This is a genomic window from Blastococcus sp. OS1-29 (genome assembly GCF_057628075.1).
Window position 1 is genome coordinate 1 of the sequence record NZ_JBXXJK010000011.1, and the last position, 18494, is coordinate 18494.

Annotated in this window: 20 protein-coding genes; 13 read left to right on the forward strand and 7 right to left on the reverse strand. The window is 71.9% G+C overall.

Features of this window, described 5'->3' with window-relative positions; translation table 11 throughout:
• Window positions 1-334 precede the first annotated feature (334 nt).
• Window positions 335-1141 carry an IclR family transcriptional regulator gene (locus AC2H4J_RS22695; protein WP_487467189.1) on the forward strand — a complete coding sequence of 269 codons (807 nt, stop codon included), beginning with the start codon at window positions 335-337 and terminating at the stop codon, window positions 1139-1141.
• A gap of 62 nt (window positions 1142-1203) precedes the next feature.
• Here AC2H4J_RS22695 and AC2H4J_RS22700 read toward each other — a convergent pair whose 3' ends face one another.
• The gene (locus tag AC2H4J_RS22700) at window positions 1204-2382 is read right to left on the reverse strand and encodes an acyl-CoA dehydrogenase family protein (protein WP_487467190.1); all 1179 of its coding nucleotides are present in this window, start codon (window positions 2380-2382) and stop codon (window positions 1204-1206) included.
• Window positions 2382-3233, reverse strand: coding sequence for an alpha/beta fold hydrolase (locus AC2H4J_RS22705; protein ID WP_487467191.1), 852 nt, complete (start codon window positions 3231-3233; stop codon window positions 2382-2384). The genes AC2H4J_RS22700 and AC2H4J_RS22705 overlap by 1 nt, the downstream gene beginning before the upstream one ends.
• Before the next feature lie 152 nt (window positions 3234-3385).
• On the opposite strand from AC2H4J_RS22705, the gene AC2H4J_RS22710 reads away from it, so the two are divergent.
• From AC2H4J_RS22710 to AC2H4J_RS22740, 7 genes are read left to right on the forward strand one after another with little or no spacing between them, the layout of a single operon-like run.
• Complete coding sequence (locus AC2H4J_RS22710) at window positions 3386-4330, forward strand: isocitrate lyase/PEP mutase family protein (protein ID WP_487467192.1); 945 nt, start codon at window positions 3386-3388, stop codon at window positions 4328-4330.
• Complete coding sequence (locus AC2H4J_RS22715) at window positions 4327-5730, forward strand: FAD-dependent oxidoreductase (protein WP_487467193.1); 1404 nt, start codon at window positions 4327-4329, stop codon at window positions 5728-5730. Before AC2H4J_RS22710 ends, AC2H4J_RS22715 begins: the two co-directional genes overlap by 4 nt.
• On the forward strand, window positions 5724-6446 hold the full coding sequence (locus AC2H4J_RS22720) for an SDR family NAD(P)-dependent oxidoreductase (RefSeq protein WP_487467194.1): 723 nt from the start codon (window positions 5724-5726) through the stop codon (window positions 6444-6446). The genes AC2H4J_RS22715 and AC2H4J_RS22720 overlap by 7 nt, the downstream gene beginning before the upstream one ends.
• Window positions 6447-6484: 38 nt before the next feature.
• Complete coding sequence (locus tag AC2H4J_RS22725; protein ID WP_487467195.1) at window positions 6485-7081, forward strand: cysteine hydrolase family protein; 597 nt, start codon at window positions 6485-6487, stop codon at window positions 7079-7081.
• On the forward strand, window positions 7078-8514 hold the full coding sequence (locus tag AC2H4J_RS22730; protein ID WP_487467196.1) for an FAD-dependent oxidoreductase: 1437 nt from the start codon (window positions 7078-7080) through the stop codon (window positions 8512-8514). Before AC2H4J_RS22725 ends, AC2H4J_RS22730 begins: the two co-directional genes overlap by 4 nt.
• Complete coding sequence (locus AC2H4J_RS22735) at window positions 8511-9314, forward strand: aspartate/glutamate racemase family protein (RefSeq protein WP_487467197.1); 804 nt, start codon at window positions 8511-8513, stop codon at window positions 9312-9314. Before AC2H4J_RS22730 ends, AC2H4J_RS22735 begins: the two co-directional genes overlap by 4 nt.
• Window positions 9311-10657, forward strand: a complete 1347-nt coding sequence (locus tag AC2H4J_RS22740) for an FAD-dependent oxidoreductase (RefSeq protein WP_487467198.1) — start codon at window positions 9311-9313, stop codon at window positions 10655-10657. Before AC2H4J_RS22735 ends, AC2H4J_RS22740 begins: the two co-directional genes overlap by 4 nt.
• On the opposite strand, the gene AC2H4J_RS22745 is transcribed toward AC2H4J_RS22740, so the two are convergent.
• Window positions 10558-11082 (reverse strand): MmcQ/YjbR family DNA-binding protein, encoded by a 525-nt coding sequence (locus AC2H4J_RS22745; protein ID WP_487467199.1) that lies wholly within the window; start codon window positions 11080-11082, stop codon window positions 10558-10560. The genes AC2H4J_RS22740 and AC2H4J_RS22745 overlap by 100 nt on opposite strands.
• Window positions 11083-11253: 171 nt before the next feature.
• Here AC2H4J_RS22745 and AC2H4J_RS22750 point away from each other — a divergent pair, with 171 nt between their 5' ends.
• The 3 genes from AC2H4J_RS22750 to AC2H4J_RS22760 are packed head-to-tail and all read left to right on the forward strand — an operon-like array spanning window position 11254 to window position 13623.
• Entirely contained in the window at window positions 11254-11838 is a 585-nt protein-coding gene (locus AC2H4J_RS22750) for an NADPH-dependent FMN reductase (RefSeq protein ID WP_487467200.1), read from the forward strand.
• Between the two features lie 28 nt (window positions 11839-11866).
• Window positions 11867-12046, forward strand: a complete 180-nt coding sequence (locus tag AC2H4J_RS22755) for a hypothetical protein (RefSeq protein WP_487467201.1) — start codon at window positions 11867-11869, stop codon at window positions 12044-12046.
• An 11-nt stretch (window positions 12047-12057) separates the two neighbouring features.
• The gene (locus tag AC2H4J_RS22760) at window positions 12058-13623 is read left to right on the forward strand and encodes an MFS transporter (RefSeq protein ID WP_487467202.1); all 1566 of its coding nucleotides are present in this window, start codon (window positions 12058-12060) and stop codon (window positions 13621-13623) included.
• A 31-nt stretch (window positions 13624-13654) separates the two neighbouring features.
• On the opposite strand, the gene dmpG is transcribed toward AC2H4J_RS22760, so the two are convergent.
• Genes dmpG through AC2H4J_RS22775 form a run of 3 tightly spaced genes read right to left on the reverse strand, consistent with a single transcriptional unit; the run spans window position 13655 to window position 16448 of the window.
• Complete coding sequence (dmpG, locus tag AC2H4J_RS22765; RefSeq protein WP_487467203.1) at window positions 13655-14677, reverse strand: 4-hydroxy-2-oxovalerate aldolase; 1023 nt, start codon at window positions 14675-14677, stop codon at window positions 13655-13657.
• Window positions 14674-15618, reverse strand: coding sequence for an acetaldehyde dehydrogenase (acetylating) (locus tag AC2H4J_RS22770; RefSeq protein WP_487467204.1), 945 nt, complete (start codon window positions 15616-15618; stop codon window positions 14674-14676). Before AC2H4J_RS22770 ends, dmpG begins: the two co-directional genes overlap by 4 nt.
• A complete protein-coding gene (locus AC2H4J_RS22775) occupies window positions 15615-16448 on the reverse strand; it encodes a 2-keto-4-pentenoate hydratase (protein ID WP_487467205.1) in 834 nt (277 codons plus the stop codon). Before AC2H4J_RS22775 ends, AC2H4J_RS22770 begins: the two co-directional genes overlap by 4 nt.
• 112 nt (window positions 16449-16560) lie before the next feature.
• Here AC2H4J_RS22775 and AC2H4J_RS22780 point away from each other — a divergent pair, with 112 nt between their 5' ends.
• Window positions 16561-17073, forward strand: a complete 513-nt coding sequence (locus tag AC2H4J_RS22780) for an HAD domain-containing protein (protein ID WP_487467206.1) — start codon at window positions 16561-16563, stop codon at window positions 17071-17073.
• A 13-nt stretch (window positions 17074-17086) separates the two neighbouring features.
• Here the strand turns inward: AC2H4J_RS22780 and AC2H4J_RS22785 are convergent, their stop codons facing one another.
• A complete protein-coding gene (locus AC2H4J_RS22785; RefSeq protein WP_487467207.1) occupies window positions 17087-18124 on the reverse strand; it encodes an aldo/keto reductase in 1038 nt (345 codons plus the stop codon).
• Between the two features lie 124 nt (window positions 18125-18248).
• Between AC2H4J_RS22785 and AC2H4J_RS22790 the strand changes: the two genes are divergently transcribed.
• Window positions 18249-18458 (forward strand): antitoxin, encoded by a 210-nt coding sequence (locus AC2H4J_RS22790; RefSeq protein WP_487467208.1) that lies wholly within the window; start codon window positions 18249-18251, stop codon window positions 18456-18458.
• Window positions 18459-18494: the final 36 nt, after the last annotated feature.

Sequence of the window (18494 nt, forward strand, 5' to 3'; positions counted from 1 at the left end):
GGTCGGCAGCCCCTCAGCGATCAGCCTCCAGAACCTGCGCTCGATCTCCTTCGGCAGCCGCAGACGCGCCATCGACACCACCCCAAATCACCGGGGTGTTGCATCGACCCCTTGAACCCGAGCCCCTGATGGCCACGAGTTCGTATGACTCGCGTCTGCGGGTCCGGGCTTACGGACGACGCTGTTCTGGAACGGGCGTTACATCCGTCGTCCGATTTTCCTGCGCGTTCCGTGAAAGTTGCCGCAGAGGGCTTGCCTTCCCCGTAGTGACCGTTACAGTGACGACCAGCACATCGAGGATGACGGTCACGCGTCGTCGGATCGGGAGGTCCCCTTGAGCATTGCCTTCGCCCCCGAGGTCATCAGCCAGGACGACGACGTCCGCGACACCGTGGAGGACCGGCAGGCCACGCCGTCGGTGATGAAGGCGCTTCAGCTGCTCGACGCGTTCCGGGGCGCCGGTCCCACGCTCGGGGTCAGCGAGATCGCCCGCCGGGCGGGGGTGCCCAAGTCGACCGCGTTCCGGCTGCTGACCCACCTGGAGCAGAGCGGGTACGTGGAGCGCTCCGGCCGCGACTACTGCCTGGGCCGCCACCTGTTCGAGCTCGGCAACAGCGTGCCGCTGTGCCGGCCGCAGGGGCTGCTCGCCGTCGCGGCGCCCCATCTCGGGCAGCTGTTCACCCGGGTGCAGAAGGTCGTGCACCTCGCCGTCCTCGAGGGCACCGAGGTCGTGTACCTGGACAAGATCCACGGCCCCAACACGGTGCAGGTGGACACCCGCGTCGGGGGCCGGATGCCCGCCGCCTGCTCGTCGCTGGGCAAGGTCATGCTCGCCTACAGCGACCGGCCGACCATCGACCGCGTGCTGCGCGCCGGCCTGATCCGCCGCACCCGCTACTCGGTCGCCGACCCGGCGCAGTTCCTGCGGCAGCTGTCGCGGATCCGCGCCGAGGGCGTCGCCTTCGACCGCGAGGAGGTGCAGCTCGGGCTGGTCTGCGCGGCCGCGCCGGTGCTCGGCCCCGACGGCCGCGCCGTGGCCGCCGGCTCGGTGTCCAGCCAGGCCCTGCGCTTCGACCCGAAGACGGTCGGCACCGAGGTCCGGCGGACGGCGGCCGCCATCTCGCTCGACTACCGCGGCTGACCCGCAACGACAGCGGGCCCCCCCCCCGAGGGGTGCGGGCCCGCTGTCGTTGCGGGGCCGGTTCACCAGCCGAAGGGGTCGACCTCCAGGCCGAACAGGTCGGCGCCGTAGGCCTGGTACATCGGGTGGGCGACGTTGCACATGTGGTTCATCCCGGCGTGCAGATCACGCCAGAACCGCTGCAGCGGCTCGCGCTGCTGCAGCGCCGCTCCCCCGGCGTTCATGAACAGCCGGTCGACGGCGTCCACGGCCCGGCGCACGGCACGGACCCCGTTGCGGCGGACGACGATCCGCTGCTCCCGGGTGACCGTGCCGCCGGCGTCGACGACGTCGTAGAGCCGGTTCCAGTCGTCCATGAACTGCACGTGGCTCGCCGCGATGTCCGCCGCGGCCTCGCCGAGGGCGACCGTCTGCACCGGGTCGGACGCCGCCCGGCCGCCCATGCGGGTGACCCGGTTCCCGGTGAAGGCGATGAACGCGCCGAGCGCACCCTCCGCCATCGCCAGCGTGGCGCTGTTGATCGCCGCCGGGAAGATCGTGCCGAACGGCAGCCGGTACAGCGCGGCGTCGCGGCCGACGAGCTCGGCCTGGTACCCGTCGACGAAGTTCGCCGGCTTGTTCACCCGGTAGTCCGGGATGAAGGCGTCGGCCACCGACACGTCCTTGCTGCCGGACCCGCGCAGCCCCAGGACGTCCCACGAGTCGTGGTGGATCGTGTAGTCCGACCGGGGCAGCACGAAGTTGTGCGCCTCGGGGTCGAGCACCTTCCCCTCGTCGTCGACCAGCAGACCGCCCAGGATGATCCAGTCGCAGTGGTCGGTGCCGGAGGAGAACGGCCACCGGCCGCTGAACCGGTAGCCGCCCTCGACCTTGCGGGCCCGCCCGATCGGCGCGTAGGGCGAGGCGATCCAGGTGTCCGGGTCCTCGCCCCACAGCTCCTGCTGCAGCCGCTTGTCCCACTGGCCGAGCTGCCACGGGTGGATGCCGACGACGCCGGACACCCAGCCGGTCGAGCCGCACAGGGCGCCGATCTTCAGCACGGTCTCGAAGAACTCGACCGGGTGCGCCTCGTAGCCGCCGTACTCCTTCGGCTGCAGCAGCCGCATCACCCCGGTCTCGCGCAGCTGCTTGGCCGCCACGTCGCTGAGCCGGCCGAGCTTCTCGCTCTCCGGGGCGCTGGCCCGGAAGACCTCGGCGGACTCCTCGACCCGCTGCATCACCTGGTGCTTGGCGGCCGCCATCAGTTGTTCTCGACGAAGTCGGTCACGAGCCGGTTGAACTCGGCGGCGTGCTCGATCTGCGCCCAGTGGCCGCAACGGTTGAGCAGCACCAGCCGGGAGTTCGCGATCATCGACACCAGCCGCAGCGAGTGCTCGAAGTGGACGACGCGGTCGTCCCGGCCGTGGATGAGCAGGCTGGGCGCGGTGATGCTGCGCACCTCGGCGGGCGTCGCGGGCGCGGAGACCGGGCCACGGCCGGCGCGCATGCCCTTGATGAAGTTCTCCAGGTGGTCGGGGCGCGCAAGCGCGGCGTCCGAGCGGAGCTTGGCCAGCTCGTCGGTGGCGAACTCGTCGGAGTACGTCATGACGTCGACGAGCTTCTTCATGACCTCCGGCGTGGGGTTCTTGTAGCCCTCGAAGAGGATCTTGAGGCCCTCGCTGGGGCCGTCGCCGGGGCCGAACAGGGTGGGCAGCTCGAGGAAGCTGCCGGGGCCCATCGTGATCAGGTGCGAGACCCGCTCGGGGTGCCGCGCGGCCACGGCGAGGCCGATCATGCCGCCCATCGAGTTGCCGACCAGCGCGGCCTTCTCGATGCCGAGCTCATCCATCATCTCGATGACGGCCGCGGGGTGGTCGTAGGCGTCCGACGGCGCCGAGTCCGACCGTCCCCACCCGGGGGCGTCCCAGGCGATCGCCCGGAAGCGCTCCGACAGCGGGCCGATGTTGGGCCGGAAGTTGCTCCAGCCCGTCGCACCGGCGCCGCTGCCGTGCAGCAGGATCACCGGGTGGCCGCTGCCGGCCTCGCTGTAGTGCAGCTTCCAGCTCTTCGTCTGCACGTACCGGCTGGTGCCCTCGTCGGTCAGCTCACTCATTGTTCTGCTCCTGCCACGTCGTCCCTGCCGCACCGGGGCGCGGCCTGTACATCGGACTGAACCCCAGACCCCGCCCCGGCTCGGAGTCCTGCGTGCCACGGAGCGGGACGCGCTCCGAGGTACCGGGGCATCGCCGGTGTCAGCCTCTCGGCATGCCTTCCGAGAACCGCCCCTGGCTCGACTCGCTGACCGGCGTCGGCCCCATGCCGTCGGCCTCCGACCGACGGCTCGCGCTGCGCGCGGCGCTCGCCGGTGACGGCCCGCTGGTGCTGCCCGGCGTCACCGACGCGCTCGGCGCCCGGCTGGTCGAGCAGGCCGGCTTCGCCGCCGCCTACGCCACGGGCGCCGGATTGGCGAACGCCCAGTACGGCGTCCCCGACCTCGGGCTGATCTCGCTCGGCGAGGTGGTCGACCACGTCGCCCGGCTCACCGAGGCCACCGCACTGCCGGTCGTCGTCGACGCCGACACCGGCTACGGCGGGCCGCTCGCGACGATGCGCACGGTCCGACAGCTCGAGCGCGCCGGTGCCGCGGCACTGCAGTTCGAGGACCAGGAGATGCCCAAGCGGTGCGGGCACTTCGACGAGCACCGGCTGATCCCGGCCGAGCACATGCAGACGAAGATCGCCGCGGCTCTCGAGGCGCGGACGGACGACGCGCTGGTGGTCATCGCCCGCACCGACGCCCGGAGCGTGGAGGGCATCGACGCCGCCATCGCCCGCGGCCACGCCTACGTCGAGGCCGGCGCCGACGTGCTGTTCGTGGAGGCGCCCCGCACCGTCGAGGAGCTGGCCCGCGTGGGCCGGGAGCTGGCCGGCGTCCCGCTGGTGGTCAACGTGGTCGAGGGCGGCAAGACGCCGCAGCTGGACCTGAAGGAGTACGCCGACCTCGGGTTCGGCGTCGTCCTCTACGCCAACTACCTGATGCGCTCGATGATGGCCGCCGGCCGCGAGGCGCTGGCCCACCTGGCGGCGCACGGCGAGACCGCGTCGCGGGCCGACCGGATGGCCACCTGGCAGGAGCGGCAGGGACTGTTCCACCTCCCGGAGTTCAGCGCGGCGGAGGCCCACTACGACCGGCCGTGGGACGGCGCATGATCCCCGCCCTCCCCTACGAGACCGAGCTGCCCGACCGGGTCGGCGTCCTCGTGCTCGGCTCCGGGCTCGCCGGCTGCGCGGCGCTGCTGGCCGCCGCCGAGGCCGGGCAGCACGCCCTGCTGCTGGAGAAGACCGGGGAGATCGGCGGCTCGACGGTCCGCTCCGCCGGGCTCTCGGCCTACGCCGGCACCGACGAGCAGGTCGTCCAGGGCATCGCCGACTCCGTCGAGCTGCTGCGCAAGGACCTCCTGGAGACCGGCAAGCACCGCAACGACGAGGCGCTGGTCGACCTCTACTGCGCGCACCAGCTCGACACGTACCGCTGGCTGCGCGGCCACGGCGTCGAGTACGGGGAGGTGCACGCGGCCTCGGGCCAGTCGGCGCCCCGCTCGCACCCGACCGACACCACCGGGATGCTGGTGCGGCTGCTCAAGGCGGCCGGCCGGCTCGGCGCCCGCCTCGCGCTGGACGTGACCGCGCACCGGCTGGTCCGCGAGGGCGGCCGGGTGGTCGGCGTCGACGTCGGGACGCCCGACGGTCCGCGGCGCATCCTGGCCGACGCCGTCGTCGTCGCCACCGGGGGCTTCTCGCGGAACCCCGAGCTGCTCGCCCGCTTCGCCCCGCAGATGGAGCACGCGCTGCGGGCCGGCGGCCCCGGCTGCACCGGCGACGGGATGCTGATGGCCTGGCAGCTCGGCGCCGGCGTCGTGGACACGCCCTACGTCAAGGGGACCTACGGCATCTACCCGCAGCCGCACCCGAACGAGGACGGCACCGGCATCCTCGCCGTCTACAAGGGCGCCATCGCGGTCAACCGCGAGGGCCGCCGGTTCGTCGACGAGTCGCTGCCCTACAAGGAGATCGGCGACGCGGCGCTGGCCCAGCCCGGCGTGACCACCTGGCAGGTCTTCGACTCCCGCGTGCTCGCGGCCAGCAACGACGAGGTCCCGATCTACGACTTCGCCGGCCGGCTCAACGCCGGGATGCTGCTGAAGGGCGACACCGTCGCCGAGCTGGAGGCGCGCATCGGGCTGCCCGAGGGGTCGCTGGTGGCGACCATCGAGGACTACAACACCCGGATCGGCACCGATGACGCCCTGGGTCGCACGCACCTGTCCGGCGGGGTCGGGACGCCGTTCCCGCTGGCGCAGCCGCCGTTCTACGCGCACCCCACCGGCACCGTCGTCCTGGCGACGTACTGCGGCCTGACCGTCGACACCCGGCTGCGCGTGCTGGACGTGTTCGGCGAGCCCATCGAGCGGCTGTACGCGGCCGGCGAGGTGATCGGCGGCTTCCACGGCGGCGGCTACATGACCGGGACGTCGATCGGCAAGGCCGGCATCTTCGGCCGGCTCGCCGGCACGCACGCCGCGACCGAGGAGAGCGAGCTGACGTGGTGAACCCCTTCGACCTCACCGGCCAGGTGGCGGTCGTGATCGGCGCCGGGCCCGGCGGCCTCGGCGAGCGGGCGGCGACGGCGCTGGCCGGACAGGCCGCGACCGTCGTGACCGCGGACCTGTCCGGGGCCGACCGGAAGGTGGACGTCACCGACGAGGCCTCGGTGGCGGCGCTCCTGAGCGGGATCGTCGCCGAGCACTGCCGCCTGGACGTCGTCGTCAACGCGGCCGGGGTGATGCTCCGCAAGCCCTACGACGAGACGACCCTCGAGGAGTTCGAGCACGTCGTCCGCGTCAACCTGACCGGCACGTGGCTGGTCGGCCGTGAGGCCGGCAAGGTTCTGTCCGCCGCGGGCGGCGGCCGGATCGTCAACCTCACCACCGTCTACGCCGAGCGGGTCGGACCGGTGCCGGAGTCGGCGTACTACGCCTCGAAGGCCGGCGTGGTGAACGTGACCCGCGCGCTGGCCGCCGAGCTCGGGCCGCGCGGGGTCACCGTGAACTGCCTGGCGCCGGGCGTCTTCTACCCGACCAAGATGACGGCCGCGCTGGGCTCGGACCCCGAGCGCCTCAACTGGTTCGCCGGGCGCACGATGCTCGGCCGCCTCGGCGACCCGGACCGCGACTTCGCCGGCCCCCTCCTGCTGCTGGCCTCGCCGGCCTCGTCGTACGTCACCGGACAGGTGGTCTACGTCGACGGCGGCTGGTCCGCCTGGTGACCCCCCTTCCCCCTGCTCACACCGAACGAAGGAACCCGATGAACGACCGACGCAAGGCCCTGCTGCTGCTGGACTACCAGGTCGCGCTGTGCGAGGAGGGCCCGCACCTGCGGATGCCGCCGCTGGCCGCCCAGGTCGCCGAGCGGAACGTGCTCGCCACCGCGGCCCGCGTGCTCGAGCACGCCCGGACGGCCGGGTGGCTCGTCGTGCACGTGCGACTGGCGTTCGACCCGACCTACACCCTGCGCACCAACCGGCTCGCCCGGTTCGACGCCTACCCCGACCAGCGCGCGATGCTGGCCGACTCCCCCGAGGCGCAGATCGTCAAGGCTGTGGCTCCGGTCGACGGCGAGCCGGTGGTCGACAAGGGCTGCGTCGACCCGTTCGTCGGGACGCCGCTGCTGCAGGTACTCGCCGCGGAGGGCGTCGGCGAGGTCGTGCTCGGCGGGGTGGCGACCAACCTCGTCGTCGAGTCGGCCGCCCGGCACGCCAGCGACGCCGGCCTGCAGGTGACCGTGGTCGAGGACATGTGCGCCTCCTTCCGGCCCGACTTCCACGAGTTCTCGGTGCAGAACATGCTGCCGCTGTTCGGCACCGTCACGTCCGCCGACGCACTGCTGGGGGCCGGGGCATGACCGTGCACGAGTACGACGTCGTCGTGGTCGGCGGCGGGGTCGCCGGGCTGTCCGCCGCCTGCTCGGCGGCCGAGTCCGGCGCCCGGGTCGCGCTGATCGACCGCGCGACGGAGGCCGAGAGCGGCGGCAACACCCGCTACACCGAGGCGTTCCTGCGCATGCGCTCGCTCGAGGAGACCGCCGAGGGGCTGGAGGACACCCTCGTCGACGACTTCATGGGTCACCCCGATCCGAGCGTCGTCGGCGACGCGGTCAAGGCGCCGGCCCAGCGCTCGCCGCTGTACCGGGCCTCGCACCTCATCGACCCCGAGTACGTCGGCGAGCTCGCCGCCGAGGCGCCGGCCACGCTGGCCTGGATGGGTGGGCACGGGCTGCGCTTCGACTTCCTGCCCACGCCCTTCCTCACCACCTCGACCACGCGGATGGCGCCAGTCGGTGGCGGGCTGGCGATCGTGGAGACGATGGGCAAGGCCGCCCGCGGTCTCGGGGTCGAGTTCCACTTCGAGACGACGGCACGGTCGCTGGTGACCGACGGCGGCTCGGTCGTCGGGGTCGAGACACGGACACCGTCCGGGCCGGTGGAGTTCCGCGGCCGCGTCGTCCTGGCGTCGGGCGGTTACCAGGGCAACGCCGAGATGATGGCGCGCTACCACGGTCCGCGCGGCCTGACCGCGCGCCCGGTGGCCAAGGGCGGCAACTACAACAAGGGCGAGGGCATCGAGATGGCCCTGGCCGTCGGGGCCGCCACCGCCGGCAACTTCTCGCTCTTCCACGCCGAGCCGGTCGACCCGCGCTCCGGCGAGCCGGAGGCGGCGATCTTCTGCTTCCCCTACGGGATCCTCGTCAACGCCGAGGGCGACCGGTTCGTCGACGAGGCGCGCGGCCCGGTCGACGCCTGGTACGAGCGCACGACCCGCGACATCCAGGCGCAGACGCAGGGCTTCGCGTGGGTGGTGATGGACCAGCAGTCGCTCGCCATCCCGAACGTGCGGTCGGGCATCCGCACCGACAAGCCGCCGGTGACCGGCGCGACGATCGCGGAACTGGCCGGGCGGATCGGCGTGCCCGCCGAACGGCTCGAGGCGACCGTGGCGATCTACAACGCGGCATGTCCGGACGGCGATTTCGACCACCGCGCCCCCGACGGGCTCGCCACCCGCGGCGTCATGCCGCCGAAGTCGAACTGGGCGCGGCCGCTGTCGGACGGCCCGTTCGAGGCCTACCCGATCATGGCGGCGAACGTGTTCACCTTCGGTGGCCTGAAGACGACGCCGGGCGCCGAGGTCGTCGACCGCGACGGCGTCCCGATCCCGGGGTTGTGGGCGGCCGGCGAGATGACCGGGCTGTACTACTCGAACTACACCGGCTCGACGTCGGTGCTGCGCGGGGCGACGTTCGGCCGGATCGCGGGACGTGCGGCGGCCGGCGCATGAGGATCTGGCACCAGAGCTTCACCGTGCTCGACGACGTGCCGCACTACCGCGACACGTTGCAGCGACACCTGTCGTCCCAGGCGGCGCCCGGTACGAAGGTATCGCTGCACGGGATGAAGGCGGGCACCTATCCGTCGGCCTACCCGGGCACGCACATCGGCTACGCCTACCTGTCAGGGCTGCACCGCGAGCAGTTCGTGCAGGCCGCGCTGCAGGCCCAGGACGAGGGCTACGACGCCTTCTTCATCGCGACGATCCCGGACACCGGGTACGAGGAGGTGCGCACGCTCGTCGACATCCCGGTGATCGCGTTCGGCCAGACCTCGGTGCTGGTCGCGGCGATGCTGGGCGACCGGGTCGGCATCGTCAACTTCATCGCCGCGCTGGAGCCGCAGCTGCGCCGCAACCTGCGCAACTACCGGCTCGACTCGCTGGTCGGCCCGATCGTGCAGGTGGACGCGCAGTTCACCGACGTGATGGCCGCCTACGCCGACCCGGGCCCGTTGCTCGAGGCGTTCACCGTGGCGGCCCGGCGGGCGATCGCAGACGGCGCGAACGTGATCGTGCCCGGCGAGGCACCGTTGAACGTCTTCCTCGCCGACCAGGGCGTGAGCCGGGTGGACGACGTCCCGGTGCTGGACTCGCTGGGCACCTGCGTGCGGATGGCCGAGCTGCGCGCCGCCCAGCACGCGGCGACCGGGCTGCACCCGGCGCGGGGCGGCTTCTACGGCGCGCAGCCCCCGCGGCCGCTCGTCGACGCGGCCCGGGCGTTCTACGGGGTGCCGGCGGCGCTGGGATGACCGCTGACCTGGAGGTGGACGTCGCCGTCGCCGGCGGCGGGGCGTGCGGGGTTCTGACGGCCCTGCGGGCCGCGCGGAACCCGGACCTGGTGATCGCGGTGTTCGAGAAGTCCTCGCGCGAGGGCTGCAACGCGGCGATCTCCAGCGGCAGCCTGGCTGCGGGTGGCACCCGGTTCCAGCGGGAGGCCGGCATCGTCGACTCCCCTTCCCGGCATGCCGAGGACATCCTCGCCGCGAGCGGTGATCTCGACTGGGCGCCGGTGGTGCAGGCCCTGTGCTCGGCCGCCCCGGAGATCGTGGAGTGGCTCGCCGACGAGCTCGGCTACCCGATCGAGATCGGGACGGACATGCCGCGCGCCGGTATGTCCGTGCCGCGGCTGCACACCGACGTCGGCCGGCTGGGCGGTGGCCGGCTGATGCGGCATCTGCGCGCGGCGCTGGAGGAGCTGCCGAACGTCGCGTTCGTCGACGAGGCGCCGGTGGTCGACCTGGTGGTGTCGGACGGCGCGGTCACGGGGCTGGTGATCGAGCAGAACGGCGGCCGGCAGGTCGTGCGGGCGCGCACCGTCGTCCTCGCCACCGACGGGTTCGCGGCGTCGCCGGCGCTGATGGCGCGGTTCTGCGGCGAGCTCGGGGACCCGTTCTACGGGGGCGTGTCGACCAGCACCGGCGACGCGGTCGCGTGGCTGGAGCGGGTCGGCGCCGGCTTCCGGAACATGGGCGCCTGCCTGCGCAGCGGGCTCGTGGTCGTCGGTCACGGCACCCGGGTCTCCCCGGCGCTGCAGTTCAACGGCGCGGTGCTGGTGAACACCGACGGCGAGCGGTTCGTCGACGAGGCGGCGCACGGGTACTCGTCGATGGCGGGGGTGCTGCGCGCGCAGCCCGGTGAGCGGGCCGCCATGGTGTGGGACGCCGAGGCGATGGCCGTGACCCGCGAGTCGGAGATGATGCGCGACTGCCTGGCGGCCAGCGCGATCCGCGACCTGCCCGACCTGGCCGCCGTCGCCGGCGCGCTGGGGCTGTCCGAAGCGGACGCCGCCCGGGCGCTCGCGCCGCTGCCCGGACGGCGGGCCCTCGTCGCGCCGTTCCACCTGGCGTGGGTGACGCATGGCGTGCTCACCACCCAGGGCGGGGTCGTCGTCGATCCCGACGGTCGGGTGCTGGACGGTTCCGGCGTGCCCATCCCGGGCCTGTTCGCCGGTGGCGGCACCGCCTGCGGGCTGGCCGGTCCGTCGTCCGACGGCTACTCCTCGGGCAACGGACTGCTGACCGCGTTCGGCTTCGGCTGGATCATCGGCAACCGGCTCGCCGGCGCGTCCGCGGAGCTGCTCGGCACGAGCTGATCCGTCTCGTCCGTTCCCTGGGCCGAGAGCCAGGCGCCCCTCCGGCGTGCGGAGGCCCGCGCGAGCCAGGCGTCCTGCACCAGCTCGGCCAGCTCCTGCCGGGAGATCTCGCCGAGCCGGCTCGCCTGCACCAGCACCGAGTCGTGCCCGTCGAAGTGGGGGGTGGTGAAGAACGGCGTCCGCGGATCCTGGACGAGGGCCTGCTTGTCGGCGTCCGTTTCCACCCAGAAGACGATCACGTCGTCGAGTCGTTGCCCGGTGTCGGGGTCGAGGGCGTCCGGCCGCGGGGTACGGAAGAAGATGAAGGACCTGCCGCCCACCTGGTACACGGGGTTGCCGCCCGACCCGTGGACGACCGTCACGTGCGGCATCCCGAGCGCGAGCTCGTGCACGTCCTCGACCCGCGCCTGCCGATCAGCGGCCACGCCCGCAGCGTAGGGGCGCGACCGCTGGCGCTCAGCTCGCCGCCGCCGCCCGGCCAGCAGCCCTGGCACGCGCACCGAAAGCGGTTCATCCTGAGTTCGACCTCGCCGGTCCGAGCAGAGGTCGCCCAGCACGCCGATCGGCGACGCCGGCCGGCGCCGGTGGAGGTGCACATGACAGAGACCGCGACGAGTTACACCGTCGGCTACTTCGTGGGAAGCCTCTCGTCCACCTCGATCAATCGCGTCCTGTCGCGCGCGTTGATCCGCCTCGCTCCGGACGACTTGCAGTTCACCGAGATCCCGATCGACAACCTGCCGCTGTACAGCCCCGACTACGACCCCGACTACCCACCCGAGGCGATCCAGCTCAAGGAGGCGATCGCCCGGTCGGACGCCGTCCTCTTCGTGACGCCGGAGTACAACCGCTCCATCCCTGGTGCCCTCAAGAACGCCATCGACTGGGCCTCCCGTCCGTGGGGCCGGAACTCCTTCCATCACATCCCGGCGGGGATCATCGGCGCATCCATCGGCTCGATCGGCACCGCCGTCGCCCAGCAGAGCCTGCGCGCGGTGCTCGCCTTCTGCAACGCCCGGCAGATGACCTCACCCGAGGCCTACATCCAGTACCGACCGGAGGCGTTCCACGACGACGGCGAGGTCATGGACGATTCGCTGGCCACCGTCCTGAAGGACTACATGCAGGAATTCCACGACCACGTCGTGCGGGTGCTGACCGTGCTGCCCCGAACCGCCTGACCGCACAACCGTCGAAGGAGGCCCGATCATGACGACAGGCATGGAGCACCGGCAACACACCGGCGACCACGCACACGTGCACGGCGGCCAGGACTGCCGACACGAGACGGTGCAGCACGGCGACCACGTCGATTACGTCCACGACGGTCACCGGCACGCCGAGCACGCCGGCCACTACGACGAGCACGACGAGGAAGAAACCGGCTGACCCTCGGCCGGGTGGACGCAACCGATCCGCGAGCGGCCGTCGTGACCACGAGGGCTACGAGTCCGGCAGCCTCAGACGGTCCGGAGTCCACCGCCTGGCGCCCGAGCGACGCGTGGCTGCTCGGGGTCGTGCTCGCCGTCATCAACTTCTGGCTGTTCGCCCAGACCCTGCTCAACGTCATCCCCGGCATCCAGAAGTCCCTCGGGCTGGACACCACGGTCGCCAACCTGGCGGTCTCGATCACCGCCCTCATGTCCGGGTTGTTCATCGTGGTGTTCGGCGGCCTGGCCGACCGGCTCGGCCGCGGCCTGGTCATGAAGATCGGCATCTGGCTGTCGATCGTCGGCTCACTGCTGATCGTGCTCACCCCGGGTCAGCACGGTGCCCTGACCGCGACCACGATCATGGCCGGCCGGATCGTGCAGGGGCTCTCGGCGGCGTGCGTGATGCCCTCGACGATGGCGCTGATCAAGACGTTCTACGACGGCAAAGCACGCCAGCGGGCGCTGTCGTTCTGGTCGATCGGCTCCTGGGGCGGTTCAGGTTTCTGCTCGTTGTTCGGCGGATTGATGGCCGTCTCCGTGCTCGGCTGGAGGTCCATCTTCTGGATCTCCATCGCCCTGTCGGTGCTGGCCCTCTTCCTGGTCCGCGCCACCCCCGAGTCGCGGGCGGAGCGCGCCGGGACGACCGGGCGGTTCGACTGGGGCGGCCTCATCACCTTCATCGCCGCGATGCTCGCGATCAACGTGTTCATCAGCCAGGGGCCCAGGATCGGCTGGTTCTCCTACGGCTCGCTGGGCCTGCTGGTCGTCTTCGTCATCACGATCCTCTGGTTCTTCCATCTCGAGACGAACCGCAGCAGCCCCTTCATCGACCTGACCATGTTCGGCAACGCCACGTTCAGCGGCGCCACCCTGTCGAACTTCCTGCTCAACGGCGCAGCGGGCACCCTCGTAGTGTCCCTCGGACTGGTCCAGCGGGCGGCCGGATGGACGTCGCTGCAATCGGGTCTGCTCACCCTCGGCTACCTGGTCGCCATCCTCGCCACCATCCGGGTGGGTGAGCGGCTCCTGCAACGCTTCGGCCCGAAGAAGCCCATGCTGTGGGGATCGGCGATCACCACGATCGGCATCGTGCTCACGTCGATGACCTTCGTGCTCATCGACCAGTACGCCGTCCTGGCGTTCATCGGCTTCACACTGTTCGGCGTCGGACTCGGCTTCTACGCGACCCCGTCCACCGACGCTGCCATGTCCAACGTGCCGGCCGAGCAGGTGGGCGCGGCCGCCGGCCTGTACAAGATGGCTTCCTCGCTGGGATCGGCGTTCGGGGTCGCCCTCTCTGCCGCGATCTACACCGCAGGCACGCACATCCCCGCCGACCTGGTCCCGCACATCTTCTGGGGAACGCAGAAGAACGTCTCGCTGCGTTTCGGCGGCGGACTCGCCCTGCTCTTCAACGTCCTGATGTGCCTGATCGCGCTCATCTCGATCATGGTCACGGTGCCCGCCACCCAACCGGAGGACGAGCGCGAGGCCCGTCCGGAGATCCCGACCAACGCCACCTTGGGCAGCTGAGCCACCACGCGCTCGACATCGGGCGCGGGCATCAGCCCACGGCGGCCCGGGCCGCGAGCAGGTCGAGGGTGATGTCGACGATCATGTCCTCCTGGCCGCCGACCAGCCGCCGCTCGCCGACCTCGAGCAGGATGTCGCGGACGTCGACGCCGTACTGCTTCGACGCGGTCTCGGCGTGCCGCAGGAAGCTGGAGTACACGCCGGCGTAGCCGAGGGTGAGGGTCTCCCGGTCGACCTGCACCGGACGGTCCTGCAGCGGGCGGACGAGGTCGTCGGCGGCGTCCTGCAGCGCGAACAGGTCGCAACCGTGCTCCCAGCCCTGCAGGCTCGCGACGGCGACGAACGGCTCGATCGGGCAGTTGCCCGCACCCGCGCCGTGCCCGGCGAGGGAGGCGTCGACGCGGGTGACGCCCTCCTCGACGGCGACGACGGAGTTGGCCACCGCCAGCGACAGGTTCTGGTGGGCGTGGATGCCGAGCTGGGTGTCCGGGCGCAGCACGTCGCGGTAGGCGCGCACCCGCTCGCGGACGCCGTCCATCGTGAGCCGGCCCCCGGAGTCGGTGACGTACACGCAGTGCGCGCCGTAGGACTCCATCAGCGCGGCCTGCCGGGCGAGCTCGGCCGCGGGCGCCATGTGGCTCATCATCAGGAACCCGGACACGTCCATGCCGAGGTCGCGGGCGGTGGCGATGTGCTGGGCGGCGACGTCGGCCTCGGTGCAGTGCGTCGCGACCCGCACCGAGCGCACCCCGAGGGAGTAGGCGTGCTTGAGCTCGGCGATCGTGCCGATGCCGGGCAGCAGCAGGGTGGTGAGCACGGCCCGCTGGAGGTTCTCCGCGGCGGCCTCGATCCACTCCCAGTCGGTGTTGCTGCCCGGCCCGTAGTTGAGGCTGCCGCCGGCGAGGCCGTCGCCGTGGGCGACCTCGATCGCGTCGACACCGGCGGCGTCCAGGGCGGTGACGATGCGGCCGACGTCGGTGGGGGTGATGCGGTGCCGGACGGCGTGCATGCCGTCCCGCAGCGTGACGTCCTGGACGTAGAGGCGGGGGCTCATGCCGTCACCTGCTCCTTCGTGGCCAGGCTCTCGCCGACCCGCAGGGCCGCCGAGGTCATGATGTCGAGGTTGCCGGCGTACGCGGGCAGGTAGTGCGCGGCGCCCTCCACCTCCAGGAAGACGGTCACCTTGGTGGTCACCGGGCCGGCGCCCTCGGGCAGCAGGGTGTGCACCGGTTCGCCGTCCGGGATCGGGGTGAACTGCACCTCCTGCTTCAGCCGGTAGCCGGGCACGTACTCGGCGACGGTCTTCGCCATCTCGTCGACCGAGGCGCGGATGGCGTCGTGATCGGCGTCGCCGATGAGGCAGAGCACGGTGTCGCGCATGATCAGCGGCGGCTCGGCCGGGTTGAGCACGATGATCGCCTTGCCGCGGCCGGCGCCGCCGACCGCCTCGATGGCGTGCGCGGTGGTCTCGGTGAACTCGTCGATGTTGGCGCGGGTGCCGGGGCCGGCCGACTTCGACGCGATCGAGGCGACGATCTCGGCGTAGGGCACCGGGGTGACCCGGGAGATGGCGGCGACCATCGGGATGGTCGCCTGTCCGCCGCAGGTCACCATGTTCAGGTTGGTGGCGTCCTCGGCGAGGTGCTGGTCGAGGTTCACCGGCGGCACCACGTAGGGGCCGATCGCCGCCGGCGTGAGGTCGACCAGCTTCTTGCCGTACGGGGCGAGCTTGCCGGCGTTGGCGATGTGCGCCTTGGCCGAGGTCGCGTCGAAGACGATCTCGATGTCGGCGAACCCCTCCATGGCGATGAGCCCGTCGACGCCGTCGGACGTCGTCGGCACTTTCATCCGGCGGGCGCGGGCCAGGCCGTCGGAGTCGGGGTCGATGCCGACCATCGCGCCCATCTCGAGGACGTCGGAGTTGCGGATGACCTTGATCATCAGGTCGGTGCCGATGTTGCCCGAGCCGATGATCGCGACCTTGGTCTTGTTCATGAGCGGTCCTCTACGGAGAAGGTGGCCGACACGGTGCCCAGCGGGCCCAGGTCGGCGACGACGACGGAGCCGGGCGGCGTGGCGACCATCGGGCCGAGCGCGCCGGACAGCACGACCTGCCCCGCGCGCAGCGGGTCGCCGAGGTCGCGGGCGGTCTGCGCGAGCCAGGACAGCGCGATCAGCGGGTCGCCCAGGCACGCGGCGCCGTTGCCGGTGGACACCTGCTCGCCGTCCAGCTGAAGGGTCATCTCGACCTCGACGGGCTCGAAGTCATCCAGCGTCAGCCGCGTCTCGCCGAGGACGAACAGGCCGCTGGAAGCGTTGTCGGCGACGGTGTCGCCGAAGGTGATGTCCCAGCCGGCGATCCGGCTGTCCACGATCTCCAGGGCGGCGGTCGCGTACGCCACGGCGGCGCGCACCTGCGCCCCGTCCAGCGGGCCGTCGGTGAGGTCCTCGCGCAGGACGAAGGCGACCTCCGCCTCGGTCTTGGCCTGCAGCAGCCGCCGCGACGGCACCTCCGGCAGATCGGACACGTCCATGTCGGCGAACAGCACGCCGAAGTCGGGACGGTCGACCCCGAGCTGCTTCTGCACCGCCGGCGAGGTCAGACCGATCTTCCGGCCCACGACCCGGGCGCCCTCGGCCAGCCGCCGATCGGTGAGCTGCCGCTGCACGGCGTAGGCGAGGTTGATGTCGTCGGCGCCGATGAGGTCGCGGACGGGCTCGCAGGGCACGCGCGTGTGGGCGGCCCGCTCCAGGCGATCGACGGCAGCGGAGGCGGCCGCCGTCCTGCTCGGGGCGACGTCCGGTGGAACGGTCGATCGGGTCATCGTGTCCTCGTCATTGCCGGTGGTGTGCTCCCACCCTCACCCGCGACCGGGCCGTGGACATACGACGCCGTTCCGGTCCGTGGAACCGGCCGATCATGGGTAGGCCGCCGTCGTGGCCTCTCCCCCGCCGATCCTGCTGCTCGACGTCGACGGCGTCCTGAACGCCGCCCTGCTCGACCTGCCCGAGGGCTGGCGGCGCGGGACGTACAACGGTTTCCTGTTGTCCTGGGACCCGACGGTCACGGCCCGGTTGCGCGCGCTGCACGAGGCCGGCCGGGTGGAGATCCAATGGCTGACCACGTGGACCGACAAGGCCGATCAGCTCCTCGCCGAGCCGATGGGTCTTCCGCGCGGGCTACGGGTGCACGGCCGGGAAGGTGTCGCGTCCACCGGCTTCGCCGGCCGGCTGCGGGGCGCGGCGGGCTGGTGGAAGCTCGACGCCGCCCGTGCGCTGGTGTCGTCCGAGCCGGGACGGCGGATCGTGTGGATCGACGACGACCTCGCCGACCAGGCGGACGACGTCGTCGAGTGGCTGGACGCGAATCCGCACGTGCTGGTCGTGGCCCCCGACCTGTTCACCGGGCTGACGCACGAGCACCTCGATCAGATCGAGGCGTGGCTCTGACGTCGCGATGGTGTCAGCGCCGCCGGAGCGAGGCGTCGGTCAGCGACGGCGGCAGGTAACCGGCGTCGTCGGCCCGGATGTTCGTGCCCGGGGGCACGATCGCGTCGATCGCGTTGAGCAGGTCGCCCGAGAGGACGACGTCGGCCGCCGGTAGCTGGCTGGTCAGCTGGTCCATCGTCCGCGGGCCGATGATCGCCGAGGTGACGCCGGGATGGGCGAGGGTAAAGGCAATCGCGAGCTCCACCAGGGTCATGCCGTTGTCCTCGGCGAGCCGGGCCAGCGCGTCGGCGGCGTCGAGCTTGCGCTGGTTGACCGGGTCGGACAGGTCGTAGCGGCCGGCGAACCGGCCGCCCATCGCCGTCGCCCGGTTCGTCTCGGGCGCGTCCTGGCCCTTGCGCCACTTGCCCGAGAGCCACCCGCCGGCCAGCGGGCTCCACACCAGCGTGCCCATGCCGTACTGCCGGCAGACCGGGAGCACCTCGGTCTCGATGCCGCGCACGAGCATCGAGTACGGCGGCTGCTCGGTGACGAACCGCCCGCTGTGCCGCCTCTCGGCCGCCCACTGCGCCTGCACGATGTGGGACGGCGGGAAGGTGGAGGAGCCGAAGTAGCGGATCTTGCCCGCGCGCTGCAGGTCGGTGAGCGCGTCGAGGGTCTCCTCGATGTCGGTGTCCTCCGACGGGCGGTGGATCTGGTAGAGGTCGATGTGGTCGGTCTGCAGCCGGCGCAGGCTGTTCTCGACCTCGCGCACCAGCCAGCGGCGGTTGTTGCCCTGGGAGTTGGGGTCCTCCCCCATCGAGCCGTGCGCCTTCGTCGCGAGGACGACGTCGTCCCGCCGTCCGCCGGCCAGCGCCTTGCCGACGATCTCCTCGGACTCGCCCTGCGAGTACACGTCGGCGGTGTCGACGAAGTTGATGCCGGCGTCCAGCGCGGCATGGATGATGCGGATCGAGTCGTCGTGGTCGGGATTGCCCCACTGGCCGAACATCATCGCGCCGAGGCAGAGCGGGCTGACCTTGACGCCGGTACGACCGAGCGTGCGCATCTCCATGCGCCGTCCTTGCCCGCTCGGCCGGTCAGGGCAAACGAACGGCGACCGGCGACGCGCCGCCGGTTCCGAGCCGGGCGGGTGGGTACGGCCTCGGGCCCCGGCAACCACCCGTGAGGAGCGGATCATGAACCTCGGCGACATGGCCGACAAGGCCAAGAACGCCCTGGACAGCGAGCAGGGAGAGAAGCGCAGCGATCAGGCGCTGGACAAGGCCGAGCAGTTCGCCGAACAGAAGACCGGCGGTCAGCACGACGAGCAGATCGACAAGGTCCGGGACATGGCCGACGAGCACGTCGGCCAGCAGGAGACCGGCGGGGGCGGTCAGGAGGGCTGACCCGTCCGCGACCGACGCCCCCACGGAGGCGCTACC

Coding starts and splice junctions, on each gene's coding strand:
- AC2H4J_RS22700 (WP_487467190.1), bottom strand. CDS start 2,382: ATGGCGGCCGCCAAGCACCAGGTGATGCAGCGGGTCGAGGAGTCCGCC.
- AC2H4J_RS22705 (WP_487467191.1), bottom strand. CDS start 3,233: ATGAGTGAGCTGACCGACGAGGGCACCAGCCGGTACGTGCAGACGAAG.
- AC2H4J_RS22710 (WP_487467192.1), top strand. CDS start 3,386: ATGCCTTCCGAGAACCGCCCCTGGCTCGACTCGCTGACCGGCGTCGGC.
- AC2H4J_RS22715 (WP_487467193.1), top strand. CDS start 4,327: ATGATCCCCGCCCTCCCCTACGAGACCGAGCTGCCCGACCGGGTCGGC.
- AC2H4J_RS22725 (WP_487467195.1), top strand. CDS start 6,485: ATGAACGACCGACGCAAGGCCCTGCTGCTGCTGGACTACCAGGTCGCG.
- AC2H4J_RS22730 (WP_487467196.1), top strand. CDS start 7,078: ATGACCGTGCACGAGTACGACGTCGTCGTGGTCGGCGGCGGGGTCGCC.
- AC2H4J_RS22735 (WP_487467197.1), top strand. CDS start 8,511: ATGAGGATCTGGCACCAGAGCTTCACCGTGCTCGACGACGTGCCGCAC.
- AC2H4J_RS22740 (WP_487467198.1), top strand. CDS start 9,311: ATGACCGCTGACCTGGAGGTGGACGTCGCCGTCGCCGGCGGCGGGGCG.
- AC2H4J_RS22750 (WP_487467200.1), top strand. CDS start 11,254: ATGACAGAGACCGCGACGAGTTACACCGTCGGCTACTTCGTGGGAAGC.
- AC2H4J_RS22755 (WP_487467201.1), top strand. CDS start 11,867: ATGACGACAGGCATGGAGCACCGGCAACACACCGGCGACCACGCACAC.
- dmpG (WP_487467203.1), bottom strand. CDS start 14,677: ATGAGCCCCCGCCTCTACGTCCAGGACGTCACGCTGCGGGACGGCATG.
- AC2H4J_RS22770 (WP_487467204.1), bottom strand. CDS start 15,618: ATGAACAAGACCAAGGTCGCGATCATCGGCTCGGGCAACATCGGCACC.
- AC2H4J_RS22775 (WP_487467205.1), bottom strand. CDS start 16,448: ATGACCCGATCGACCGTTCCACCGGACGTCGCCCCGAGCAGGACGGCG.
- AC2H4J_RS22785 (WP_487467207.1), bottom strand. CDS start 18,124: ATGGAGATGCGCACGCTCGGTCGTACCGGCGTCAAGGTCAGCCCGCTC.
- AC2H4J_RS22790 (WP_487467208.1), top strand. CDS start 18,249: ATGAACCTCGGCGACATGGCCGACAAGGCCAAGAACGCCCTGGACAGC.